The 26918-nt window shown below is 43.0% G+C and carries 22 protein-coding genes; 21 read left to right on the top strand and 1 reads right to left on the bottom strand.

The window, feature by feature from the left end:
- The first annotated feature begins 29 nt into the window (after window positions 1-29).
- From MHH89_RS09370 to MHH89_RS09350, 5 genes are all read left to right on the top strand, one after another.
- The gene (locus MHH89_RS09370; protein ID WP_341086930.1) at window positions 30-1631 is read left to right on the top strand and encodes a response regulator; all 1602 of its coding nucleotides are present in this window, start codon (window positions 30-32) and stop codon (window positions 1629-1631) included.
- A gap of 32 nt (window positions 1632-1663) precedes the next feature.
- On the top strand, window positions 1664-3445 hold the full coding sequence (locus MHH89_RS09365) for a cache domain-containing sensor histidine kinase (protein WP_341086927.1): 1782 nt from the start codon (window positions 1664-1666) through the stop codon (window positions 3443-3445).
- Between the two features lie 202 nt (window positions 3446-3647).
- Window positions 3648-4997 carry an ABC transporter substrate-binding protein gene (locus MHH89_RS09360; RefSeq protein ID WP_341086924.1) on the top strand — a complete coding sequence of 450 codons (1350 nt, stop codon included), beginning with the start codon at window positions 3648-3650 and terminating at the stop codon, window positions 4995-4997.
- 83 nt (window positions 4998-5080) lie between these two features.
- Window positions 5081-6019: a carbohydrate ABC transporter permease gene (locus MHH89_RS09355; protein ID WP_076129834.1), complete on the top strand. Its 939-nt coding sequence runs from the start codon at window positions 5081-5083 to the stop codon at window positions 6017-6019.
- A gap of 1 nt (window position 6020) precedes the next feature.
- Complete coding sequence (locus tag MHH89_RS09350; protein WP_175619013.1) at window positions 6021-6857, top strand: carbohydrate ABC transporter permease; 837 nt, start codon at window positions 6021-6023, stop codon at window positions 6855-6857.
- A 78-nt stretch (window positions 6858-6935) separates the two neighbouring features.
- Here MHH89_RS09350 and MHH89_RS09345 read toward each other — a convergent pair whose 3' ends face one another.
- Window positions 6936-7850, bottom strand: a complete 915-nt coding sequence (locus MHH89_RS09345) for a helix-turn-helix domain-containing protein (protein ID WP_076129835.1) — start codon at window positions 7848-7850, stop codon at window positions 6936-6938.
- Between the two features lie 173 nt (window positions 7851-8023).
- Between MHH89_RS09345 and MHH89_RS09340 the strand changes: the two genes are divergently transcribed.
- The 16 genes from MHH89_RS09340 (at window position 8024) to MHH89_RS09265 (ending at window position 26848) form a co-directional block, all read left to right on the top strand.
- Window positions 8024-10135 carry a glycoside hydrolase family 52 protein gene (locus MHH89_RS09340; RefSeq protein ID WP_076129861.1) on the top strand — a complete coding sequence of 704 codons (2112 nt, stop codon included), beginning with the start codon at window positions 8024-8026 and terminating at the stop codon, window positions 10133-10135.
- A 184-nt stretch (window positions 10136-10319) separates the two neighbouring features.
- Window positions 10320-11174: an AraC family transcriptional regulator gene (locus MHH89_RS09335; RefSeq protein ID WP_081387288.1), complete on the top strand. Its 855-nt coding sequence runs from the start codon at window positions 10320-10322 to the stop codon at window positions 11172-11174.
- Window positions 11175-11312: 138 nt separating this feature from the next.
- A complete protein-coding gene (locus tag MHH89_RS09330; protein WP_341086922.1) occupies window positions 11313-12200 on the top strand; it encodes a DUF6923 family protein in 888 nt (295 codons plus the stop codon).
- A gap of 33 nt (window positions 12201-12233) precedes the next feature.
- Window positions 12234-13610 carry an ABC transporter substrate-binding protein gene (locus tag MHH89_RS09325; protein ID WP_076280106.1) on the top strand — a complete coding sequence of 459 codons (1377 nt, stop codon included), beginning with the start codon at window positions 12234-12236 and terminating at the stop codon, window positions 13608-13610.
- Window positions 13611-13714: 104 nt separating this feature from the next.
- Window positions 13715-14605, top strand: coding sequence for a carbohydrate ABC transporter permease (locus tag MHH89_RS09320; protein WP_076309732.1), 891 nt, complete (start codon window positions 13715-13717; stop codon window positions 14603-14605).
- An 84-nt stretch (window positions 14606-14689) separates the two neighbouring features.
- A complete protein-coding gene (locus MHH89_RS09315; RefSeq protein WP_081390506.1) occupies window positions 14690-15526 on the top strand; it encodes a carbohydrate ABC transporter permease in 837 nt (278 codons plus the stop codon).
- A 12-nt stretch (window positions 15527-15538) separates the two neighbouring features.
- Window positions 15539-16399, top strand: a complete 861-nt coding sequence (locus MHH89_RS09310; protein ID WP_076217815.1) for a metallophosphoesterase family protein — start codon at window positions 15539-15541, stop codon at window positions 16397-16399.
- Window positions 16396-17598: a Gfo/Idh/MocA family protein gene (locus tag MHH89_RS09305; RefSeq protein WP_341086917.1), complete on the top strand. Its 1203-nt coding sequence runs from the start codon at window positions 16396-16398 to the stop codon at window positions 17596-17598. Before MHH89_RS09310 ends, MHH89_RS09305 begins: the two co-directional genes overlap by 4 nt.
- A 2-nt stretch (window positions 17599-17600) precedes the next feature.
- Entirely contained in the window at window positions 17601-18116 is a 516-nt protein-coding gene (locus tag MHH89_RS09300; protein WP_341088802.1) for a GNAT family N-acetyltransferase, read from the top strand.
- 187 nt (window positions 18117-18303) lie between these two features.
- On the top strand, window positions 18304-19341 hold the full coding sequence (locus tag MHH89_RS09295) for an ROK family transcriptional regulator (RefSeq protein WP_076309735.1): 1038 nt from the start codon (window positions 18304-18306) through the stop codon (window positions 19339-19341).
- 10 nt (window positions 19342-19351) lie between these two features.
- On the top strand, window positions 19352-20554 hold the full coding sequence (locus MHH89_RS09290) for an MFS transporter (RefSeq protein WP_341086915.1): 1203 nt from the start codon (window positions 19352-19354) through the stop codon (window positions 20552-20554).
- 65 nt (window positions 20555-20619) lie between these two features.
- The gene (locus MHH89_RS09285; protein ID WP_341086914.1) at window positions 20620-21711 is read left to right on the top strand and encodes a glycosyltransferase; all 1092 of its coding nucleotides are present in this window, start codon (window positions 20620-20622) and stop codon (window positions 21709-21711) included.
- The gene (locus MHH89_RS09280; RefSeq protein WP_076280112.1) at window positions 21711-22328 is read left to right on the top strand and encodes a glycerol-3-phosphate acyltransferase; all 618 of its coding nucleotides are present in this window, start codon (window positions 21711-21713) and stop codon (window positions 22326-22328) included. The genes MHH89_RS09285 and MHH89_RS09280 overlap by 1 nt, the downstream gene beginning before the upstream one ends.
- A 224-nt stretch (window positions 22329-22552) precedes the next feature.
- On the top strand, window positions 22553-24784 hold the full coding sequence (locus MHH89_RS09275) for an AraC family transcriptional regulator (protein WP_341086912.1): 2232 nt from the start codon (window positions 22553-22555) through the stop codon (window positions 24782-24784).
- 195 nt (window positions 24785-24979) lie between these two features.
- Complete coding sequence (locus MHH89_RS09270; protein ID WP_076217808.1) at window positions 24980-25954, top strand: ABC transporter permease; 975 nt, start codon at window positions 24980-24982, stop codon at window positions 25952-25954.
- 30 nt (window positions 25955-25984) lie between these two features.
- Window positions 25985-26848 carry a carbohydrate ABC transporter permease gene (locus MHH89_RS09265; protein ID WP_076129850.1) on the top strand — a complete coding sequence of 288 codons (864 nt, stop codon included), beginning with the start codon at window positions 25985-25987 and terminating at the stop codon, window positions 26846-26848.
- Window positions 26849-26918 lie beyond the last annotated feature (70 nt).

The following is a 26918-nucleotide window of genomic DNA, read 5'->3' as shown; positions in this document are numbered from 1 at the left end:
TGATTTCTCTAAGGTAGGAGGACTGCATAATGAAGAGTATTCGGGTACTGCTCGCAGATGATGAACCGGTGATTTTGCGAGGCCTAAAAAAACTGATTTCATGGGAGAAGCTTGGACTCACCATTGTTGGAGAGGCCAGTGATGGAATTGAGCTGAAACAACAGATCGAGGATTGTGATCCTGATCTGATTATTAGTGATATAAGCATGCCAGGATATACAGGGATTGATATCATCCGCGAAATTCATGAAGCTGGCAGAGCGGTGAAGGTTATTTTTATAAGCGCTTATCAGGAGTTTACGTATGCCCGTCAAGCACTGCAATATGGTGCGCTGGATTATTTGGTGAAGCCCGTGAACAAAAATCAGCTGGAACAGGTTGTGAGCAAAGCCGTTTCCCTTATTCGTCAAGAAACAGAAGGCGAGCGCAACAAAGAGAAGCTGAACCATTATGAACAGAGAAACCGCAGATTAACGATCGAAGAATTGCTCGACAAGCTGACGGACGGCAATAAGGGAACAGCAGACACCTTGCTTGATATGGGAATTATAGCGTTAAGTCGCTACGTCAGTATTTGTTTGGTAGAGACGGACGAGTCGTCGGGGCAGCCTTCCAGATGGGAAGAACGCGAACGTAAGCTAATTGATTTTGCACTGTCTAACATTATTAAAGAAACCGTGGAGCAAAGCGATAATAGCTATATGTTCCGTAAAGGGGAACGTTTTTGTATCCTGCTCCAGCATGAATATGCTGAGGAACCAGCGAGAATTGCCTTAGACCTCCATGACAAAATTACAAGTTTTCTGAAATTAAAGGTGACCCTTGGGGTAGGCAATCCTGTTGACGGTATGGATGATGCTGATGAATCTTATCGCCAAGCTTTGAAAGCGCTAAATTATAAATATTTTACAGGGCCTAATCGTGTGATTCCTGTTAAAGAGAGCAGGTATGAGAGTGAATCATTGATTCAAGCTCCGCTGCATGAAATCCAGTCCGCCCTTGGGATTGCCATGAAATCACAACACAAAGAACAAATTGAGCAAGAGTGCCTGCGATTATTTCAGACGATCCGGCAGACGGCAGGCGGGAATAGAAACCAAGCCGTTTCTACCGTATACAATACATTCTTGCAGCTTGAACAGGAGCTTATTCAATTCGGTGTGGAGGCAGGTCCATCACTTCAGGATACAAATCCGATTCTTGAACGATTGGCTAATTATTCTACCTTCCAAGAGGTGGAGGAAGATTTCCGTGTGCTTTTGAACAAAATGTCCGGGCAAATTGGCAGTCGCATGGGCAGTAAGGAACTGAAGCAGCTTTCCCAGGTGAAGACTTATATTGAGGAGCATTATCCAGAAAATATTACACTGGAATCTATGGCAGGGATGATGTTTATGAATTCCTATTATTTCAGCAGCTTTTTCAAAAAACATACCGGACAGAACTTTAAGAATTATGTCACTGAGGTGAGGATGAATCATGCCCTTCGTTTATTGCTGCAAAGCGATATGATGGTTTATGAGATTGCTGATAGTGTAGGCTACAACAATGCCCGGCATTTTAGCGATATGTTTAAGAAGAAATATGGCAAGCTGCCACAAGAATATAAGCAATCCTTCAAAAGCCAATAGTCAGATGGATAGCAAAGGGGATGCCTTCATTCATGTTTATCTGGGGCCGAAGATCCAAAAGTATATTTGTTAAATTCTCCGCTTCCTTTTTATTAGTCGGCCTAATTCCGCTTTTTGCACTTAGCTACATTTCTGTGCAGACGTTTTCCGGATATGTCGAGCGTTACACAACAAGCAATTTGCAGCAAATGGTGCTATATATGAGCTATAACCTGAATTCAGCCTTTAATCAGTACAATGAGGTCTCTAAGCTGATGTATACGGGACGATATGAAGGTTTTATCGAGAGTTATTCGCAGAATCAAACCTATAATGTAAATGAGCTGGAGCAGATCAATACGATTCCTATTGAAACCTTTCTAAAAACAGTTCTCTACAGTGATTCCTACATCACCAGTGTTTATTTTCATAGGGAGTCAGACGATAAGCTCTACTATCAGGAAAAAGAAAACAGAGGGGTCAATTTTGATTTGCTGCCTTATCAAGAGTGGTTAACTAAAATGGCTCCAAATCCTTCACAAGTGGCAATTTTCCCTACCCATTCCGAAGAATATTATACAGGTTCAAAGCGCAGTGTGTTCACCATCGGCCGTACTTTAATTGATATTTCCGGGCGTGTCACCAAAGATCCCAAGATAGTAGGGACCTTGTTTATGGATGTGGATGTTTCGTTATTTAATCAGTTCTTCAGAGAATTAAATCTGGGGGGACAGGATGAATTATTTCTGCTGGATGGCGACGGAAATGTATATTTCACGAATGAGACAAGGTCGGCGAATGGAGAGGCTTTTCGGGCTAAAAAGGACGAGGAGATGATCGTTCTCAGTGAAGAGATTCCTTTTCTTAAAGGCACGGTGACTGCCAGAATTCATCGAGCGAATTTATTCGATCAGCTTTTTTCAGCCCGTACGACGGTGTTTATAGCGATGTTTATTTGTGCGATTGCAATGATCATCATGGGTGTCTGGTTCTCTAGGCGGCTGGCTGCTCCGATTCGGAACTTAATTAAGCAAATGGCTATCGTAGAATCCGGTAATTTGGATACCCAGATGGTCGTGAACAGCAATGATGAAATGGGTAGACTTAGCCATGGTTTTAACCGAATGGTCGAGCGTTTACAAGCCTATATCGATGAAGCTTACGTTGCCCAGATCAAGCAGAAGCAAACGGAGTTAAATGCTCTGAAGAGTCAGATTCGTCCGCATTATTTATACAACACCCTGGAAGTCATTCGAATGAATGCGGTGGATAAAGATAATGATGAGGTCGCAGATATGATTTTATCACTCTCTAACCAGTTGAAATATGTAATCGACTATGGAGAGGATAGGGTAAGCATACGACAGGAGCTGGAGCATCTACGGGATTATTTCTATATTATCTCTGTGCGGTATGAGAATAAGTTTGAGCTTGTAGTCGATCTCTCACCCGAAGTGGATCTGAACTGGTACATTCTGAAATTGTCACTTCAGCCGATAGTTGAAAATGCTATCCAGCATGGCTTGCGCAGTCAAGGCAGAGGGACAGTTGGATTGACGATCGAAAAGAAAGATGAAATGCTGTTGGTTACGATCTATGATGATGGAATCGGTATGAGCAAGGAAAAGGTACAGCAGTTGGCTGAAACCTTGGAAGAGCCTAGTTCGCCTAGCAAAAATGTTGGACTAAAAAATGTACATGAACGAATTCGTACAGTGTACGGTGCAGAATACGGGGTATCTATCAGCAGCCGGGAGCATATTGGGACATCAATTCTATTGTTGCTTCCGATTGTAGTGGATCCGTATAAAATCTCGGATTCGGAGAATGCGTAAAGGATAGACGATGAACGGAAGACTGCGGTCTTTCGTTCTTTTTTTACTTATTCTTAAATTCACCGCATATCCCGCTTAAAAAAGTTCATTCTAACTATTTATAAGGAATGCTATTCTATTAGCAACGGAAACGCTTTCGAGAGATGATGCGCACATCTTGCTTCAGTTTCCACGGTTCACTAAAAGGGGAGGCTATTATGATATGTACAAAAAAACAATGATGAAACTATCCGTATTGTTACTTGCCACAACAACAGTTTTGACTGCTTGCGGTGGAAATAATAATAATGCAGGAAGTAAGGCAACTAATACGCCAGCATCCGAGACGCCTTCAAATACACCGCAAGAGACCAAAAAAGAGGTTAGCTTTACGATAGGTTACGCCTCCGGAGATCCGGCCACCAAAAAAGCTATCTCAGATACGGTCAAAAAGTTTACTGCAGCTAATCCGAATGTCACTATTAAAGATTTGAGCGAAACTTCATCCGCTGCCTATCTTGACTGGCTGAAAACCAAGGATGCTGTGGGTGAATTCCCGGACCTGGTGGAAATGCGGGATACAGAAGTTTTTGCCGATGCGGGTAAGATTGTAGAGCTGCCTTCCGATCTGCTAGATTTGTTCGAAGCCCCTCCACAAGTGGATGGTAAGGTGTGGAACGCACCGCTGCAAGTGAACGCTCCCCAAGGGATTATCTACAGCAAAAAAGCCTATGCGGATGCAGGGATCACCGAGCTTCCAAAAACCTATGACGAATTCATCGCCATCCAAGAAAAATTGAAAACATCGGGCATTACTCCGATTGTAGTAGGCGGAAAAGATATTTTCCATATGGGCTTTTGGGTTAACAAATTCCTGATTGATGAGGTCTACTCGAAAGATGCAGATTGGAACTCCAAACGTACCGCTAAAACGGTCAGCTTCACTGATGCTAATGTAGTTCAAGGCATAACGGACTTCAAAGAATTGTTCGAGAATTATGTCGATAAAGGTTGGCTCAGCACGGGCGACAATCAGACCGCTTCGATTCTTGTTTCTGGCAAAGCAGCACAATTGTACTCCGGTACGTGGATGTTTACACAAATCGCTGAAGCAGACCCGAACTTTGAATTTGGCTTCTATGCTCTTCCTGACCGTGAAGGGAAAATCAATGTCATAGGTCTTCCGTCACCTGCAGGCTGGTCTTTATCGGCTGAAGCCGCTAAGGATGCAGACAAAACAGAAGCCATCAAAGACTTTATCCGTTTCTTCTTCGCCCCAGAACAGTATTCGAACTATTTAGCAACGATAAATGCGATTCCTTCAACAAAAGAGAAAGTAACCTATGACACAAGTGAACAAATGCAGGTGGCTTTGGATCTTATTGCTGACCCGAATGTAGTGAAATCGTTGGCGATCAATAACTGGTGGGGAGACAATCTAATCCCTCCACAATTCCGTAACTGGTACTACAAGCTGTTGCAGGATCTCGTGGTAAAAGATGGAGATGTAGCGAAGTACATGAAAGATGCGGATACAGAGTATGACAACCAAGTGAAAGCTAATCAGATGTAAGAGCAGCGCCTGATCGAGCAACCTCTGCTGCTGCAGAGGTTCTCTTTTTAACAAGCGCGGTCTTTAAGGGAGGGAGAGTAGCCATGGCTACATCCGCAGTAAATGCTGACAAGTCATTGATAGGCACTGTGCAGCACAAAAAGAAAAAGAAAAAATGGCAGTCCTACGCTCTGCTGTTCATATTACCATCATTTATTTTGTACACCTTGTTCGTTATCGTCCCTACGGTAGGCAGTGTCTATTTAAGCTTCACCTCATGGGATGGCATTAGCGACAACGTAAGGTATATCGGCTTCGCTAACTTTGTGGAAATTTGGAATAGTCCAAGGGTGCATAACGCACTGAAAAATACGATGATCATGACTATTTCACTTGTTGTTCTAGAGAATATTGCAGCAATTGCAATGGCTATGATGGTCGATAAGGTACGCTGGTTCCGGAATTTATTCAGAAGTGTATTTTATTTCCCTACGTTGCTTAGTGGGATCGTAATGGGTTTCGTCTGGGCGATGATCCTGAATTACAACTTTGGTGTATTTAATCAGATTCTGGAGTCTGTTGGGCTTGGAACCTGGATTGTGGATTGGTTGGGCAATCCTAAATATGCGATGCTGTCGATTATTTTGTCTACCGTTTGGAAAGGCGCGGGGTATTATATGATCATTTATCTCGCTGGATTGCAAGGTATTCCGCAGGAATTGAATGAGGCGGCCAGTATTGATGGAGCAGGGGGCTGGCAACAGTTCCGGCATATTACCTTTCCGCTGCTTGCGGGGTCAATGACTGTATGTATGGTATTATCGATGATCAGCGCCTTGAAGATTTTTGATCAGATTGCCGTCATGACGGATGGTGGTCCGGGCTTTGAGACGGAGACATTAACTTATATTATTTATAAGGTTGGGTTTGGTGAATTAAGACAAGGTTTTGGTACTGCGCTGGCGATGGTCTTGTTCTTAATCATACTTATCATTACAGTCTTCCAAGTGAAGGTTCTCCAGAAGCGGGAGGTGCAGCTCTAAGATGACGATGCAGACACGCAAAAGAGTTGGGCAAATCGCACTTTTCATTGTTACATTATTAGTGGCTATTATCTTTTTCTTTCCTATTTTCTTTAATTTGATGTCAGCCTTCAAGAGTAATGCAGAGATTATGAAGGATGCCATTGCTTTTCCGAAAACCCTTTATCTGGACAGCTTTAAATATCTGTTAACCGAAACAGAGTTTCCACGGGCTATTCTGAATAGTCTGATTTTGACAGCATTTTCTATTGCGGCACAGGTCTTGATTATTCCGATGGCGGGCTACGCAATTGAACGCAGAAATGCCAGATGGACCCGGTTCATGTTCGTTTACTTTTTAGCAGGAATGATGATCCCTTTTCAGGCGTATATGATTCCTCTGTTTAAAGAGCTTAGAATGCTGGGGTTATACGGCAGCCTTGCCGGTCCAATTCTAATTTATGTAGCCGGTGCGGTGGGCTTTGGGTGCCTGCTGTATACAAGCTTTGTCAAAGGCATTCCTAGAGAAATTGAAGAAGCGGCAGAGATCGACGGATGTTCTCGTTATGCGATATTTTGGAAAATTGTTTTCCCGCTGCTAGGACCCGTCACAGCCAGTATGGTGGTCTTAAACGGACTTGGAATCTGGAATGATTTCCTGATGCCGATGCTGGTATTGCCTTCAGGACAGGCTAAAACTATGGTCGTGGAAATTTACCGTTATATCGGAGAATTCTCCTCACGTTGGGATATGATTTTTGCAGGAACAGCAATGTCGGTTGTGCCTGTGCTGATTGTGTTTATCGCCTTGCAGAAGTATTTTGTTAAGGGGATTGCGTCTGGTGCAACGAAGGGTTAATTCATAAAAAGGGATATATCCTGTAACCACTTTGTGGGCTGCGGGGTACATCCCTTTTTTTTGTATGGAAAACAATCACTAAAGTGTATTTGGATTCGCGGTTAAACGGCGGTAGCCCATTGGCGGGAGACCTGTCCAGCGTTTGAATTGCTTGCTGAAATGGGACACATCCCGGTATCCTAGCCGGTGGGCAACCGATTCGACAGATAGACTATTATCCATTAGCAGCAGTTTGGCGTGACGAATGATCAAGCGGGATAAATATTGTCTTGGCGACATGCCATAAATTTGGTGGAAAACACGATTGCAGTGAGTTGTACTGTATCCGAGTTTTGCCGCAATGTGCTCAATACCGCCGCCTCTTTCGCCTGTGCTTGCAGCAGAGGAGACAGATCCTTGCAGCAATCCTTCGATGGCGTTAGCTAAGGCGACGGTATTTTCCGTAGCTTCTGTATCTGCCAGGAGGGGCATCTCCGAAAGTACCCAGCCGCTGAGCGCGGTTAGAAGTTGCAGCGAAGCATGCAATGTAATCAGGCGATTTCTGTGTGTGTCCTTTGACTCTGACAGGATGGAAGAATTTATGATGACATCTAGAGCGGAACGAATGGCTCGCAGCTCCGGGGTATTCCCACTTAGACTAACAGCGTCTGCTGTTAATAAAGCTCGCCGTAAAATCAGATCATCAATATCAAAATGTAGGCAGTAATAAGTCATGTCACGACTAGCATTCGAACCGAGGCTGCTATGTTCTACACCGGGACGAATGAACAAAATATCACCGCTTTGCTGGATAAAAGATTTATTGCCGACCGTCATATGTTGCTCACCCTGCAGTACAACGTTAATCTCAAACATAGGATGAGTGTGTACGGGATATTGCCAATCCGGATTTACTTTTCTCCAATGCGCGGCGAAGATATGGAAAGCCGCTTGGATGTCTGGAGACATCTGGCCATCAATAGAATTATGAAAAGCGGGATCATTCGAGATCATTTCAATCCTCTTTTACTGTAAAGTTTGGCTTCATTATAACATAGGTTTTTATCGATGTTTGATTTGCCCAAATAAAAGAAGGCTTTAACCCTGTTGTACTTCCGGAAAGATCGATAACATGGAGATATAGCCCGGAGGTATCCGGGACCATGCTGGAAGGAGTGTTATTATTTATGGCGCATAATCAATTTTTTAATGCCCATCATTCACCGATTGGTGCATTTGCGAGTTTCACTTTAGGATTCAAAGGAGCTAGTGGAGGTTTCGATCTGGAGATTGGAAAACCACCTAGACAAAATATATTCATAGGATTAGAACGTGCTGACGGGAAGGGATATGATACACTGCCATTTCATGAAATCGGGGGTGAGGACGAAAGCAAACGTTATGATATTGAGAATCCGGATCCTAATCCTGATAAGGAGAATATTCTGTTCCCTTTTCAAGAGAATGAGATTTCCAGAGATTTTCATGTAGCCACAGACAGCTGGAGTGCGGGTGATTTGACCTTCCGGATTCTGTCCCCCGTTCGTTCTGTACCGGATCCAGAAACTGCCTCTATAGAAGAAATGAAGGATGTGCTGCTGCCTGCAGTGCTGGTTGAACTCGAAGTGGACAACTCCTCATCCGCCACCTCGCGCCGTGCATTCTTTGGTTTTCAGGGAACAGATGTGTATAGCGGAATGAGAAGACTGGATGATGTATCATCGGAGATTACAGGCGTTGGCCAAGGAAGATTTATTGCGATTGCTGCGGAAAAAGGAACTGCAAAGTCCGCACTGCATTTCACGATGGAGGATATTCTAACGGAGGAGCTGCAGGAGAATTGGACCTTTGGACTGGGACGAGTCGGCGCTTTGATCATGGATGTTCCAGCCGGAGTAAAAGAAATTTACCGCTTTGCTATTTGTTTTCACCGTTCAGGTTATATCACCTCAGGAATTGATGCTTCTTATTACTACAATCATTATTTCAACAATATAGAGGCAGTGGCTGAATATGCATTAGCTAGATTTGATATCCTTAAGCAAGAAGCGGAGCAAGCTAACGATAGATTTACTCATGATGACCTATCCGCAGATCAAACCTTTATGTTAGCGCATGCGATTCGTAGTTATTATGGCTCCACGCAATTGCTGGACTACAAGAATAAGCCATTTTGGATCGTCAACGAAGGCGAATACCGGATGATGAATACCTTTGATCTTACCGTCGATCAGTTATTTTATGAGCTGCGTTTGAATCCTTGGACTGTACGTAATGAACTAGATATGTTCGTGGAAAGATTCAGTTACGAAGATACGGTGCGTTTCCCGGGTGAGGATACAGAGTATCCAGGTGGAATTAGCTTCACACATGATATGGGTGTAGCCAACGTAGTTTCACGTCCGGGATATTCTGCTTATGAGGTCTATGGCATTGATGGTTGTTTCTCACATATGACACATGAACAATTGGTTAACTGGGTGCTGAGTGCAGCAACTTATGCAGAGCATACAGGCGACCGCGGCTGGATGGAACGTAATCTGAGTATTATGGAGAAATGCCTGGATAGCATGGTAAATCGCGATCATCCAGATCCTGAACAAAGAAATGGTGTCATGGGGCTTGATAGCTCACGTACGATGGGCGGAGCCGAAATTACTACGTATGACAGTCTGGATGTGTCTTTAGGTCAGGCTCGTAACAATATTTATCTGGCAGGAAAATGCTGGGCTGCTTACTTGGCTATGGAGAAAATATTTGCAGAGCATGGGCGTGCGGAACAGTCCAAAACAGCAGGGGATCAGGCTGAAAAATGCGCCGCAACAATGGTGGCAAGTGTTACAGCAGACGGGTATATTCCGGCTGTCATTGGAGAAGGCAATGACTCCAAGATCATTCCGGCTATCGAAGGCCTTGTCTTCCCTTACTTTACAGGCTGCAAAGAAGCTCTTGATCGTAATGGACGGTTCGCCGCCTATATTGGCGCACTCGACAAGCATCTGCATGCGGTGTTACAGCCGGGAGTATGCTTATTCGAAGACGGAGGCTGGAAAATCTCTTCAACCAGCAATAATAGCTGGCTCAGTAAAATCTATCTCTCCCAATTCATCGCCCGCAGCATTCTGGGACTGGAATGGGAGGAACGGGGAGCGGCAGCGGATCGTGCTCACGTAGCTTGGCTTACCCATCCGGAGCTTTCCATCTGGAGCTGGAGCGATCAGATTATTTCCGGTGAGATCACGGGCAGTAAATATTATCCGCGTGGCGTTACAGCGATTTTGTGGTTGGATGAGAAATAAGAATAGATAGTTTCAATAAGTAGAAACGGAATATGCAAAAATACTAAGAGGGGGCTACCCCTCTTTTTTGCTGTTTCGAAGTATACACCTTTCGAAGCTGAGAGGAAATTAATATAGCTTTTACAGCTCATTGACGCGGAGCGTATATAGGCTTGTTATATTGAGGGGAAAAGGGGGATGGAATATGAGAGAAATGGAAGAATCGTCCTTTATCACTACCCAGCCTGTTCTTGCAAGCGATACTTATGGTTGGGATAAGCTTCAGGTTTCACAATGGTATAGCCCGCAGCAAGCTTTCACCCCATCCTCGGAGTCAAAATATTTAATTGGGATTCACTGCACAGCCTACTACGAAAACTATTACACCATTCATATTACCCCTTGTAATGAGAGCCTTCTTTGTCCTTGGGGCAGAACCTCGCTCTATTTTTTGAAAATTGAAATTACACCAGCGGTCATCGAAGAGATTGCTCGTGAATCAGGTTATCTGAAGGAAGGCCATATCCAATTGGACCGCAAATTTCATGTCAAGGATTCCAAGCTGCTGCAATTAGGGCTTTGGATGCTGGAGGAATTGCAGAATGGCGGTGCCAAAGGGAAAATATACAGCGACTCTTTATCGAATATGTTAATTATTCATTTGTTACAACACTATTCTTCTGTGATCCCCCAGCACTCAAACAGTAAAACGCCCGCCAACCAAGAGATATTTCAGGTCATTCAATTTATGCGTGAGCGGCTGGAAGATGAGATTCAACTGACTGATCTCGCAACCATGGCTAATATGAGCCAATCACATTTTATTCGGATTTTTAAACAACAGACAGGGTATACCCCCCATAACTATTTAATCCGGCTGCGAATCGAACGTTCTAAATTTCTTATTCGTTCCGGGAAAATTGGGTTGAAGGAAATTGCGTCTCAGGTGGGTTTCGCCGATCAAGGACATTTTACTAGATTGTTCAAACGAGAAACCGGCCTAACCCCAAAGCTGTATGCGAATCAAAGCGCCTCCAAGCCTAATCATATGGTTTATTAATTTTATTCTTGTAAATGAGAGTTTTATTCAAGAAATGAAGTGTTTTGTTCAATTAGAGAGCTGCAGCCAGCTCCTATAATAAGGTTGAAGTAAGGCGTACAAATGCCGAACTACAACCTTATTAGGAGGAGAGAAAACATGAGATTAAAAAGATTATTCAGTCTGATTTGCGCGGGGGTACTTACGACCAGTTCTTTATCTTTAGTAGCATCTGCCACACCTGTCGGACCGGATAACCTAGTAAACACCGAGGTAGAGTCCAGCGCAGAGTCAACTTCAGCTTCAATGATCACTGCTGGATGGCATGAAGTATCCAAGCAAACCTTTTGGGTACTAGATGCTCTTGAAAGAGGACAAGGGGTGGCTACAGACGGGAATTCATGGATCTTTAATTCCTCGTATGGGCTCTTACGGACTGGATTTGATGGAAAATCCGTAAAAGCACGGAATGAATTGGCTATTCCACTGGAGATTGCCTCCCAAGGTGGAGACCATATTGGTGATATTTCCTACTATAACGGTAAAATATACGCTCCTATTGAAGACGGCAAAAACTATCAGCATCCTTACATCGCCCTTTATGATGTGAACACTTTGAAATATACAGGCACATCCTATGCTTTGCCGCTGAATTTGCATATTGGCGGTGTACCATGGGTAGCGGTGGATGCCGCTCGCGGTCAGGTTTATACTGCTCAGTGGAGTAATGCAAGCGTCTTGAATGTCCTTAGCCTCGACGATATGCATGTAATTACAACCGTTCCACTTTCCCAAAGCATTGATCGAATTCAAGGTGCCGAAGTGTACAACGGTATTCTATATGCCTCTACGGATAACGCGACCCAAACGGTTTACCAGATTGATCCGGAGACTGGAAACGTATCTGTGGCCTTTGATCGCAATCTGCCTAGTGGTACAGAAGCTCAAGGAATTGCTGTATTGCCCACCGCTGATGGTGCCCAGCTTCATATTCTTGATGTAGGCTCAAATCGTATTAGTGTGAACTTTCGCCATTATGCATTCTAATTCTAATCCAAGCGAAAAAAGGGGCTAACAGAAATGCTAAAGCAATCCAAAACCATTCTAACGTTATTATCCATTTCGATGTTGGCAGTAGCGGGCTGCGGTCAAGCCAATAACAGTACAGTTGAAGCCAAAGCGAAAGCTATTAACGCTCAGCCTACAGCAATCGCAGCAACTCCTGAATCCACAGAGACTCCAGCTACTAAGCCGGTGGAGATTACCTTTTATTATCCGGTTAATGTGGGGGGTCCTCTTACTAAAGTAATCGATGGGATGGCTAATACATTCATGGAACAGCACCCAGAGATTAAAGTTAATCCCGTGTATACAGGCAATTACGGAGATAATACCGTAAAAATCCAAGCGGGTGTACAAGCCAAGCAGCCACCGGATGTCGCGGTCATGATGTCAACAGAGCTATACAGCATGCTCGATATGAATGCGATTGTTCCGCTGGATGATTATATTGCGAAGGACAAGGACATTCAAATGGAAGACTTTTATCCCGCCTTTGTGGAGGATACTCAGTCTGAAGGTAAAACGTATAGCCTGCCCTTTCAGCGAAGTACGATTGTTATGTATTACAACAAAGAAATGTTCAAAGCCGCAGGACTTGATCCAGAGAAGCCACCCACTACATGGGATGAGCTTGTAACCTATGCTAAGAAGCTGAACAAAGACGGTCACGTTGGGCTGGAAATTCCGGGCAATGATGATTCGTATTGGATGTTTCAAATGCTTGCTCGGCAAAATGCTTCTGATCCGAAGCAAAACATAATGTCTTCCGATGGCAAAAAAGCGATGTTTGATACACCGGAGAATGTGGAGGCATTGCAATTCTGGTTGGATTTATCCCATAAATATAAGGCGATGCCGGAAGGTGTTATTGATTGGGCTACGGTTCCAACGGATTTCATTCAAGGTAAAACAGCCATGATGATGCATACAAGCGGCAACTTGACCAATGTAAAAAATAATGCGAAATTCGAATTCGGTGTAGCGTTCCCACCTGCACAAAAGCAATTTGGATCACCCACTGGTGGCGGCAATCTGTATATTTTCAAGGACACATCTCCTGAAAAACAAGCTGCAGCTTGGGAATTCGCCAAATACATGACGGCTTCGGAACAGGCGGCCCTCTTCAGCAGCTCATCCGGTTATGTTGGCGTAAGAAAGTCCGCTTATGATACAGATGCAATGAAGAAATATACGGCGGATTTCCCGCAAGCATTGGTTGCAAGAGACCAGCTGGAATATGCGTTCCGGGAATTATCCACTCATAATCATGGTAAAGTATCGACGGCAATAACGAATCAGATTCAAGCGGCATTGGCAGGAGAGATTGATGCCGCAGGTGCGCTCAAAAAAGCGCAAGCAGAAGCAGATCAGGCACTAGCTCCCTTCAATAAGTAATTATTAAGGTATGGGTTACGCCAGGACAGCCTTGGTAGCATGTTCTGGCGTCATTCCATTATTCAATAATCGTAGAAACCTTTAACAGGGAAGGATTGAATGGTATGAATGCCGGATGGAGTGAGAGGCTTAGACGAAACGGATTCGGCTGGGGACTTGTGTTACCTTCGCTGCTTTTTCTTTGCTTGTTTACTTATTACCCTATGTTTAAATCGCTTTGGCTCAGCTTTTATGAGAAAAACTTAGCAACTCCTGAGCCTTTGTTCGTAGGATTTGAGAATTACGCTAATCTATTGCATGACCCTGTTTTTTTGAAGGTGTTCAGTAACAATATATGGTTCGCCCTTGGTACAGTACCAACCTCAATAGTTTTGGCTTTCTTGATGGCACTGTTTGCCGACAAGGCGATAAAAGGGCGGGGACTGGCACGTCTTTCTTTTTTCTATCCGAATATGATCCCAATGATCGCGGTGGCGAACATTTGGTTGTTTCTGTATACCCCTCATTTTGGGCTTTTCGCCAGACTGGCTTCTTGGATCGCAGATCAGCCTGTGAATTTGTTGGGAACACCTAATACGGTGATGGGCGCATTAGTCATCATGATGATTTGGAAAGAAGCCGGATATTTTATGATTTTTTATTTAGCAGGAATGCAGCAGATTCCTAAGGATTTATATGAAGCGGCTGCAGTAAGCGGAGTCAGTACGTTCACTTCCATTCGTAGAATCACAATTCCACTCACGATGCCAACAACATTGTTCGTGGCTGTTGTGGCGATAACGAATTCCTTTAAGCTGGTTGACCATCTCTGGATTATGACCAAAGGCGGCCCGAACAATGCAAGCAACCTGCTGCTTTATTATATCTACGAGTCCACTTTTAATTTCTACGATCAAGGAATGGCCGCATCGATGACGGTGGTCATGATCGTGTTGCTGCTCCTGATTTCCTCTTTGCAGTTTTTTGGCTGGGATCGGAAAATTCATTATGAATAGGAGGTGGAATCCGTGGAGGATAATCCATTAAAGCTGCCCTTAGTATTAAGGCAGAATACACGTAAAGCTTTAGAAGAGGAGCGCATGTTGAACTCAGAAAAAACGAAGCGCCGAATCCAGCAGATACTGTGGCATGTGGTTGGATTTACTTTTGCCGCGGTCTGGATCATTCCCTTCCTATGGGTGGTCAGAACGGCTTTTTTACCCAAAGACGTCGCTATCGATTCGGGCTGGTCTTGGGGCTTTACGTTCGAGAATTTGATTCATGTCTGGAATGGAGCGCCTTTTGGACGATTTTTAATGAATACATTGCTGGTGTGCGGTGTTGTGCTAGCTGTGCAACTCGTTACGATGACAATGGCTGCTTATGCGTTCGCACGGGTACGTTTCTTTGGAAAAGAGCTGCTATTCCTGTTATTTTTGGTGCAAATTATGGTGCCTCCGGATGTTCTTATCTTTTCCAACTATCAGGTGTTGAACGAAATGGGTCTGCTGGATACCAAGCTGGGGATTATGCTGCCTTACTTTGCCTCCTCTTTTGGAGTGTTTCTCTTAAGACAATCCTTTAAGCAATTACCCTATGAGCTCGATGAAGCTGCCCGGGTGGAAGGCGCCTCACGGCTGCATATTCTTTCCAGAATCTATGTCCCACTGTCACGCCCGATTTATGTGTCCTTTGCCATCGTGTCGGTCAGCTTTCATTGGAATGATTTCTTGTGGCCGTTAATTGTAACCAATTCAGAGGAAAATCGCTTGTTAACTGTAGGATTGGCCATGTTCGCAAAAGCCACGGAATCAGGCGCACAGTGGTCTGATGTCTGCGCGGCTACGCTGATTGTCTCGGCACCCTTAATGATTGGATTTTTATTGTTCCAACGGCAAGTGATAGGTAGTTTTATGAGCTCTGGCATTAAAGGTTAGGAGGAGGCATTTATGAGGCTGGCGATTATCGGAGACTTACATTATCCGGACGAATTGTTAAACAACAAGGTTTTGATTAAAGAGGCACGAGATGCTTTTTACGAGCAATTTATGAATCTATTTTTGTCCATCCCAGCCGATTATCATATTTCTGTGGGAGATATGGTGCATGCAGGAGAATTTAGCGAATTTAATTATATCATGGGTAAGATTAAGGACAGCAAGCATTCCAGGCGTTTTCTACATGTTCTTGGCAATCATGATACGTACACTTATCCTAAGCAAGAAATCCTTTCCGTCACCCGGCAGCAGCGATACAGTGTGATTGAAGAGACCCATGCGATCATTATATTGCTGGATACCGCACGGGAAAATCGTGACGATTGGAGCGGAACGCTTGATGATGAACAGTTAGCCTGGCTCGAAGCACAAATGAAGCGGACTACAGATAAGCCACTATTCGTTTTTGGCCATCATCCCTTGTATAATACGACGGCTAGATCAACCGAACCGATGATGTCACTGGATCCCAGCTTGGATATTTGGCCGATATTGAAGCAGTGGCAAGGTGTGGGTTTTTATTTTAACGGCCATAATCATGTACATTCCATCGTTAGACAAGAAAACTGGCATTTCATTCAAACGGCCTCCATTCTGGATATTCCTGCTGCTCGAATTCTCACTGTGCTTGAAGATGAGATCCGGTTAGAGATGGTGAGTCTGGCGAGCGAGCAATTAAGTAAATGGTCTTCATTATTTACCCTCAGCATTTTTGATTATGAAAAATATCCGCAGGCTGAAGGGGAGGCGGGAGATCAGGAACTAATCATCAATCGACTTCAAAGGGACAGAAAGCAGGTGGACCAGCAATGAATCGCCAGCCAGTAAGATTAGCCATCGTAGGCGGGAATCGCGGGGCCAGTTTTATGAATGCACTATACTCTCTATCGGATCGGATACATCTGACCGCCACTTGTGACTTGAATGAGTGGGTTCTTAATCAATGGAAAGAGAAATTTCCGGACATCCGAACGTATCGGGATTATCATGAAATGTTAAAAGATTCGGCAATTGATGCGGTGTTTATCTTAAGCCCCATGCATTTGCATGCCAGACAATCTATTGATGCTTTAAAAGCGGGTAAGCATGTCCTAAGCGAAGTGATTTCGATCCAATCTTTAGAGGAAGCTTGGGAGCTTATCGAAACTGTTGAACAAACTGGACTTAAATATATGATGTCTGAAAATTACTGCTTCTCGCGCTCCAATCTGACGATTAAACATATGGCGGATCAAGGCATGTTCGGTGAAATTACTTATCTGGAAGGCGGATACATCCATGATTTACGTCACTTGACTCATCATCCGGATGGATCTCTGACTTGGCGGGGGCAATTACATCAGCAGTATAACGGGATCAATTATCCGACGCATTCTATAGGTCCAGTTGCCCAATGGATTAATCTCAATAAGCCTGATGGAGATCGATTAAAAAGCATCTCGACTTTTGTTTCTAAATCAAGATCCTTACAATATTATTTTGGAGAGCATTATGGAAAAGATCATCCGGCAGCGCGTGAAGGTTTCTGGCGGCAAGGCGACAGTGCGGTTGCGGTCATCCAAACGGAAAAGGGTGTACTGATTGAGCTGCGTGTAGATTGGAGCTCTGTACGACCTCATAATAAAACTCATTATTTGCTGCAAGGAACTGAAGGGGCGTATATTACGGGCCGCCATCAGCAAGAAGAAGATTTGATCTGGTTCAGGAATCTTTCGCCCAAAAATATAGAGGATGGAGAGGAATTGTGGGAACCTTTAAGCAGCTATCAACCACTCTATGATCACCCGACATGGATGAAATGGGGCGAATATGCCGCTGGGACGAAACATGGCGGAGGCGATTTTATGGTGCTTGAAGAATTTATTTCTGCCATTCAGGAGGATCGAACCCCTTCGGTGGACGTATATGATGCCGTTACTTGGAGCTCTGTGTTTACATTGTCTATGGAATCTGTAGAGATGGGTGGGAAAGTTATAGCTTTTCCTGATTTTAGATCGAAGGTGAGAATTTGACGGTGGAACAGGCGCTTTCCAAACTTGTAATGAAAAAAGATATACTGTCCGACTTGCCTGCTTTTCATTGCCCCGCTGGGTATCGGCTTACGTCCTTCCAGCCGGAGGACGAGCGAAATTGGGAGGATCTTATCCGCCATTCTTTTACAAGGGAAGTTAAATTCGTAGATAAAATCAGTGCTCATGTACCCTTGTATTCGGATCGCTTGTTGTTCATTTGCCGCGGGGATCAGCCTGTAGCGACAGCTACGGCCTGGGAATTAGGCAGTGGAGACCCTAAGAGCTGGTACTTGCATATGGTTGGAGTGCTTCCGGAATATTCTGGTAAAGGCCTCGGTTATGCTGTAAGTCTTGCTGTTTTGCACAAAATAAGAGAATCAGGTGGAGCGGCAGCCTCTTTAGAAACCGATGATTTCAGATTGCCCGCCATCCGTATTTATTTGAAATTAGGATTTCAGCCGGTGTACTTAGACGATAGTCATCCTGGAAGGTGGGAACGAATCCTGCAAAGCCTTTGATTTTGACGATGATAAATGCTACGAAATAAGGGGGGCTATACGCCTCCTTATTTCATTCTTGCACCTACTGAAGGAGCTTGATTCAAGAATTAACTTGTCGTTAGGTTTAATTGCTGCTATAGTCATACTTACTTATTAAACGCGTTTAATAAGTAAGTATGACTATAGGTGAGAGGGTGGGAGAGCCATGGCGAGTGAGAAACGACTTCCTTCACAGCAAATGAAATCTGAAATTATCCGAAGTATTCGAACAGCATTATTAGAACTAGGAAAAGCAACGAAGGCAGAGTTAAGCCATAAATTGCAATACAGTTTCCCAACGATAAGTAAATTTCTAATGCAGATGGAAGAGGCAGGGGAAATAACGGTCAGCGGTCTGGATGAGTCAAGTGGGGGAAGAAGGGCAATAAGATACACCTATAATCCGAATTATCGGTTAGGGATGGCTGTTTTTTTGGAAAAAAATGAAACCAATTATACCATCTATAATTGCATTGGCGAGGTAATCAAAGAAGGGAGTTTGCCCAGTATTCTTGAGGAAGATGTTAGTAAACTGGTCATGCTTATTGAAGATGAAAAAAAGGCCAATCCTAAAATCCATTCTGTGGCTATTGGAGTTCCAGGTGCGGTGAATCATGGGCAGATTTTTCTGATTCCGGGTTATGAGAAATATCAGAATTTAGATTTGAAAAGACACATAGAAGATCAACTATCTATTCCGACAATCGTGGAAAATGATATGAATGCCGCTGTAATCGGCTATATGACGCAACGAAATTTGAAAGAGAATATATCTCTAATGTATCTGTATTTAGGGAAAAATGGTCCGGGGGCTGGGATCGCGGTTAATGGTGAAATCGTGCGAGGAAAGACGTTTTTTTCAGGAGAAGTTCAATTTTTGCCACAGTATGATCATAAAAATTTCATAGAGGCATTAACTGGTGATCCTGTTGGACAAAGTATGCAATCGATTCATAGTGTGGATGCCATTAGTCGATTAGTGGCTACTATGACTTCTATTTTGAATCCGCATTATATTATTTTTTGTGAGGATGAATTAGCTCCAGCCATGCTTAATCAAATCTATGAACGGAGTGCAACATACGTTCCGAAGGAGCATCTTCCAGCGTTAGCGGTAAGTAACTTGAAAAGTGATTATCTGAATGGATTACAAAGTCTTGGATTAGGCTTATTAGTTTCACAACAAATAGATGAGAACAATTAAGGAGATAACTATGGCAACTTTTTTTCTTATTATTATTTATTTAGCATTTATTAGTTTAGGCTTGCCGGATTCATTGCTTGGCTCCGCATGGCCAGTGATGAGAATGGACTTAAATGCTTCATTAGGTACTGCTGGAATTCTTTCGATGGTTATTGCAGTAGGGACAATTGTGTCCAGTTTAATGAGTGGTGTTATCCTTAAACGTTTTGGTACAGGGAAAGTGACTCTTATTAGCTGTATCATGACTGCTGTAGCGTTGCTTGGTTTTGCAGGGTCACCTTCGTTAGTCTGGTTAATTATTGCTGCAATTCCACTTGGTTTAGGTGCGGGATCTGTAGATGCCGGATTAAATAGTTATGTGGCTACGCATTATAAAGCCCATCATATGAGTTGGTTACACTGTTTCTGGGGAGTGGGCGCCACGCTGGGTCCTATTATTATGGGCTCTTTTATCTCTGGAGAAGGTCTATGGCGGCAAGGTTATCTTACGGTTGCTTACATACAATTGAGCTTAGTCATTATTCTATTCGTTACACTGCCCTTATGGGATAGAGTGGCTGGGAGCAATAACCACCCGAATGCTGAAAGTGATCCTGAGTTCAACCATCCGGAGCTAGAGCATGCCGCAGAGAACACAAAACCATGGAAATTAAGAGGGGTAAAGCTAGCAATGTTAACCTTTTTATTTTATTCTGCCATCGAAACGAGAATGGGCTTATGGGGGAGCAGCTTTCTTGTAAACATTAAAGACATTCCTGCATCAACTGCAGCAACATGGGTATCATTTTTTTATCTAGGGATTACCTTTGGTAGAATGGTGACGGGTTTCATTACTTTTAAAATGAGTAATAAACAGCTAATTCGATATGGCCAGCTCATTGCTTTAATCGGTACGGTGCTGTTAGTATTGCCGCTTCCAACTATAGTTTCACTTGTAGGATTTATGATTATAGGTTTAGGGTTAGCCCCCATTTTTCCGTGTATGCTTCATGAAACCCCTGTACGATTCGGGAAGAAACATGCTCAGTCGATTATGGGCTTTCAGATGGCAACAGCTTATACCGGCACCACGCTGATGCCGCCTTTTATCGGCTTATTAGCTTCGAAATTCACGCTGGGTATTTTTCCTGCGATGATCGTTTTTTTCGCCATCGTTATGCTCTTGTGTACAGAAAAGCTAAATCAATACTCAGCAAAAGTAAATGTCGGTTAAATTTGAATTGAATATATTACGGACTAACCCTTCATATATATAGCTATAGGAGGGGGGAGCTGTAAATGTGGTTGTTAATTATTATAGGTGTTGGATGTCTCTCCGGTTTTATATTGTTTAGAAAGAATATATTGGCCGCCGATCCCGAACATTTTCAAGGACCGGAGAAATTGTCCATCATCATCCCAGCAAGAAATGAAGAATACAATTTGCGTTTTCTGCTCGACTCACTCCAGCTCCAAACCATTACCCCCTATGAAATTATTGTTGTGGATGATTTCTCGGAGGATCGGACCAAGGGAATTGCCGAAAGCTATGGAGTTAAGGTTATTGCCAACAGCAGTCTCCCTGAGGGATGGACGGGCAAGAGCTGGGCAGTCTGGAATGGATATTTACAAGCCTCGGGCGATATTTTTGCTTTCTTGGATGCAGATATCCGGTTAAAGCCTAACGCTCTGGCCTCATTATTAAAAGCAAGGGAGCTATCGAAAGGTGTCATTTCGGTAGTTCCTTTTCATCATACAGAAAAGCTGTTTGAGAAACTTGCCTTAATCATGAATATGCTGGGGATCTTCACATTCACCTCTGTTTTTGAAAAGAATAACGCTAAAAAAGGATTATACGGTTCGTGTATTTTAGCTTTAAGGCAGGATTATGAAAAAGTTAATGGCCATCAAAGTATTAGATCTGAAGTGCTGGATGATTTGTCTTTAGGAGAGAAGTTTATCGCTGCAGGTGTTCCCATTAGAAATTTTATCGGTTATGGCTTAGTATCTTTTCGTATGTATCCGAAGGGGATAAAAAGTGAGATTGAAGGCTTCAGTAAAGGGGCTGTCTTAAGCACCTCAACGTTAAGTCCGCGGACAATTATTCCAATCGCGCTTTGGGTGATCGGACTCATCATCTCAGAAACTGTGTTTATTTTTGCGAATACTACCTGGTTTATGCCTTTATTGATCGGTTATCTCCTTTATATGTTCCAACTCTTTTATTTTATAAAATATGTAGGTGTATTTGGCATCGTTATTCCTGTATTTCACGTGGTGGCAACTCTATTCTTTATCTTGATTATGCTTTATTCGATATATCAGGTCGTTTTTCTGAGGCATGTAAGCTGGAAAGGAAGGCAGATCCAGGTGGGAGGCCCTAGGGACTAATGATCATATTGTGGGTCGCGGGTTTATTTTTGTCGGGATCTCTTATGTTTTCCTATTGGCTTGGTCTTGCGCGTAAAAAGAACTTGAAAGACATTGGCGACGGTAATCCGGGGGCTTTGAATCTATGGAAGTCATCTGGCTATAAATTCGGAATTTTTGGGGTGTTGTTGGATTTTTTAAAAGGATATCTGCCTCTTTTATGGGTAATGGAAAGTCATTATAGTCAGGGTTATTTCATTATTCCGCTAGCCTTAGCTCCTATTGCCGGTCATGCCTTCTCTCCATTTCTTAAAGGAAAAGGAGGGAAGGCGATTGCCGTAACCTTTGGGGTATGGAGCGCGTTGACAGGATTCAAGGCCTCTTTAGCGTTAGCAGTTATCCTGGCAGTGTTGAAAGTGCTCGGCAGCGGATACAAAAGCAGAGGAAATTCACCTGTCTCGGATGGTGTGCAAGTGGTTAGCGGAATGCTGCTCCTTTGTGTTTATTTGTGCATCAGTAAGTGGTCTGCTCTTATCCTGTGGGTATGGTTTGGGAGCTTTGTGATCCTTATGTATACGCACAGGTTAGAATGGATTGCATGGGTGAAGGCATATTCAAAAAGGGAGCGGGGGCATTGAAGTTACTTTCTTTGTCGCGATAGATGTTTTGTATAGGTTAATAAACAGGTTTCCAGCGAATAATTTCGGGGAAGCCTGTTTTTTTTCGGTTTTATAAGATGCGTTATCTTTAAACAGAAGATTTTATAATAGCTAAAGTTGGTGTATTTTAGTATCTTTAATTATAAATGCTTTCAATTTAGAAAGTTACAGAGATAGGGTTATGAACTAAAGGGGGGCTTGTGATGAAGATCGGCGGCAGAGTAAGAAATGGAGGCACATGGTTTACCCATCTGATTTTTTCATTCACATTATTAGCCGTTGTTTTAATCGGACTTGTGGGCAGTTATCTGTATGTTCAGGCTAATCGCTTAATGGTGGATGAGATTGCCAGAGACAGTAAGCAACGACTGATGACTTCAAGTGATTTTGTGGAGAATACGCTGCTGCAAAAATACGAAAACAGTATCCGCAACCGAGCAGTGTCTACCTTGTCGTTAGAAAATCAATCTATGCTGAATTATTTACTGGATAGTGAATGGGAAGGGAATACGAGCAGAATATTAGCTTTTCGCAAGGATCTCGAAATTTTCAAGCTTACTAATGAAGGCGTTTACAAAATATCTACATACTTCGAGAAAGGAAATTATATCATCGATAACAGCCAATTTTATTCGAAGCTGGACAATTCTCCAGATGCTTCCTTCTTGAAAACTTCAGTGACACCAGCCTTAAACCGCTGGACATATAGAACGTTATCGGATGAAGAAGAGGTGTTGACTTACGCAATCGCCCTTCCCTATGGTGCTTTATCAAAAACATCAACAGGCACCATGTACATTGACGTTAGCTTAGAATACATCAATAAAATGATTTCCAGCACGATGAGCTCGCCGATGGAAAAGCTATATGCTTTTGATGAAAAGGGCAGCCCTATTATCCATACGGGCTCGAACGTCGAAGAGGGGCTTAAGACTGCTAAGCAATGGATGGAGTCAGCAAGGAATAATAAGGAAATTCATTATAATAAACGCGACAAATATGTGTTGTCTTTTAAAAATGACCAAACCTCGAATAATCAATGGAAATACGTATTAATACGGCCTATGAATTCATTTGTATCCTCATCAAAGCAGCTGAAGAGCCAAATATTTGTCAGCTGTATCCTGGTATTGTTAATTGGGCTTCTATTCGCTTATTTGATTTCCAAACGTGTATATGTTCCGATGAAGAAGCTTGTTAACAATGTTCGCAGCTTTTATCATCCAGGCACCGTAAACTATTCGCAAAATGAATTCGCTATTATTGGTAGTACAATCTCAAAGCTAGGTCAAAAAATCGAAACCTTAGAATCTAAAGCTAAAGTGAATGATCTAAAAAATCTGGTATTAGGTGCAGGCGTTGGCTCGGATTACTACGATTATTTACCTTTGCAATGTCATTACATGACTAGCTATATTCGTATAACTAAGGGAGATTGCGAGGAATTCAGGGCTTTTTATGAACAGCATGCTGCCTATAGCTTTTATAAATTTATCAGCTTAAATACCCAGGAAGCGGCGCTTATCTATTTCAGTGAGTTGAATAAGGATCACGAAGAGCTGGAGCTTTTATTATTGAAGGAACTGGAGCTTATAAAAAATGTGTTGCCTGAGCAACTACACTTTGGAGCAGCGCTTGGATCGAAGGTTCAGGCACCTGAAGAAATCCCCTTTTCGTATCAAAATGCCTTACATGCCTATCGATATCGGTTTATCTATGGTTCGGAAGCTATTGCGCGGTATTCACATATCCCGCTTAACGATGTTACGCCACACTTATTCTCTTTTGATCTTTATAAAAATGCCTTAAAGGCGGGCAATGACGTTACGATGAACAGGTTTATGGACGATTTCCAAAGGGTCATGGAGAAAGGTGATGTCCAATTGGAGACGGTTGAGTTAGGCCTGCTTCAGTTGGTTACGGTCCTGTATCAGACCATTATTGAGCTTGATCTGCAACAAATCGTTTCGCCTTCCAGTCTGTTCGATGAGTTCAAAAAGGAGACATTGGCCGAAACCCTTGATTCCATTCGTGATTTATCGGCACAAATTACAGCTTATATTCAAGAGTCAGGAAATCACGCACATACAGAGATCATTCATAAATTAAAAATCTTTATCGATGATAATATTCAAGAGGATTTATCGCTAAATAAATTATCTGAGGTTGCTTCGTTGGCGCCATCGTATATTTCTACCTTGTTCGGAACCGTTATGAATGAATCGTTCACTGAATATGTAACCCGAGTGCGGTTGGAGAAGGCGGCTGATTTATTAAGAGAAAAAAAGCAGCTGTCGGTGGCTGAGATTTCTGCTCAGGTGGGTTATCGTAACCCGCAATATTTTCACAACAAATTCAAAACACGTTACGGAGTTACACCGGTCCAGTATAGGAACGCAGGCAATGCAAACCATTCGAACCATTCAAGTGCATAATTCTCCAATCCATGTGGAAAAGGCAATCGTCTCGCGATTGTCTTTTCTTTTGTTCGAAAAATTATAGCCCCAATACGAAGATAATTTACTGATTTTAATGAATTTACAATAGAAAAAGCGCTTACAATGCCCTAACGTAAGGGGTGTTCAGACACAGTCTTAACGCAAAATCGTATTCGGAAGGAGAAAACAACTATGAACCCGGCAAGCACTGCTGGCATTCAAAAACAGGGAGAGAATCTTAAGCCGAAAGTCTCGAGGTGGACACATACTTGGCGCCAATACAAAAAAAACAAATATTTATTCTTATTACTAGCTCCCGTGATCATCTGGTATACCGTATTTGCTTATGGCCCGATGTATGGCATTCAACTGGCTTTTAAAGATTATTTTATTCGTGATGGAATTTGGGGAAGTCCTTGGGTCGGCTTAAAGCATTTCGAATATTTGTTCACAGCTTCACCCGACTTTTTGAAAATCATTAAGAACACACTTATTATCAGTTTTTACCATATCATTTTTGGTTTTCCTGCACCGATCATATTGGCTCTGTTATTTAACGAACTTAGGTTTTCCTTCTTCAAGAAGGTTGCACAGACGATATCCTATTTACCCCATTTCTTATCCTGGATCGTTATTGGGGGGATATTGATCGCTTTGTTATCTCCGAATTCCGGTGTGGTCAATTATATTATTCAGTGGCTCGGCTTTGATCCCATTTACTTTTTAGGCAGCGAGAAATATTTCCGCTTTACGCTCGTTATGTCAGGAATATGGAAGGAAATCGGCTGGGGAACGATTATATACTTAGCAGCATTAGCAAGCATCGATTCCCAAATGTACGAAGCTGCAGTTCTGGACGGAGCCAATCGCTGGAAACAAACGTTATTTATCACCATTCCTTCGATCCTGCCGGTGATTGCTATTCTGCTTATTCTTCGGGTAGGGAGTGTGCTGGATGCTGGCTTCGATCAAGTCTTAACACTTTATTCACCAGCTGTATATGGGGTGGCGGATACGTTAGATACTTATGTGTACCGGATAGGTCTGCAAAACTTTCAGTTCAGTCTAACGACGGCTGTTGGATTATTTAAAAATGTGGTGGGTCTTATCCTGGTGTTATTTGCTAACTTCATAACGAAAAAAATGGGGCAGGAAGGTCTTTATTAATGAATGAATGTAAGGAAGGAGTAACTACAATTGAAGCTATCCACTGGTGAAAAAGTATTCCAAGTCTTTCTAATCCTATTTGTAATCATTCTTTGTATTACGATGATTTATCCCTTCTTGCATGTGCTCTCTATATCGTTTAGCACCCCTGCGGAAGCACTACGGCCGGGAATTCATTTCTATCCCAAAGAAGTTTCCTTCTTTGCTTGGAAGCGTGTACTGACAACAGATACGGTCTGGCAAACGATGGGGAATACGGTTTTCCGCACAGTTGTAGGAACAGTTCTGACACTCGTGTTTCTGTCACTGGGAGCATATCCGCTATCTCGTAAATATTTGCCGCACCGGGGATTTTATACAATGTTCATTGTCGTAACGATGTTTTTTGGCGGCGGGCTTATCCCTACCTATCTGCTAATCAAAAGTCTGGGACTTATAAATTCGTTATGGGTTTATATTGTCCCCGGCCTGCTCAGCACGTTTAATCTTCTGCTCCTGCGAAATTTCTTTATGGGTATACCGGAGGAACTGGAGGATTCAGCTAAAATAGATGGGGCTAATGATATGCGGATCTTATTTACGATTGTTATTCCGCTGTCGAAGCCTGTTCTAGCAACATTAGCCCTATGGACTGCAGTAGGGCACTGGAACGCTTGGTTTGATGCAATGTTGTATATGCAGGATCAATCAAAGATTGTACTGCAGCTTTTCTTAAGACGGCTTGTTATTTCAGCCGAAGGAGATCCGATGTTACCACTTCCTACCAATGAGCAGGCTCCTGAAATGGTCAAAGCGGCTATTATTATGTTTACAGCGCTGCCTATATTAATGATCTATCCATTCCTGCAACGTTTCTTCGTCAAAGGAATTATGGTTGGATCACTTAAGGGTTAGAAGGCTTAGAACGGTTTAAACAGTCCGCTATATCCGCGGGCTGTCTAAATATATAGATGAACAAAAAAAG

The organism is Paenibacillus sp. FSL H7-0323, assembly GCF_038002725.1.
GTDB lineage: Bacteria > Bacillota > Bacilli > Paenibacillales > Paenibacillaceae > Paenibacillus_AQ > Paenibacillus_AQ odorifer.
This window is presented reverse-complemented; position numbering and strand designations above follow the sequence as displayed.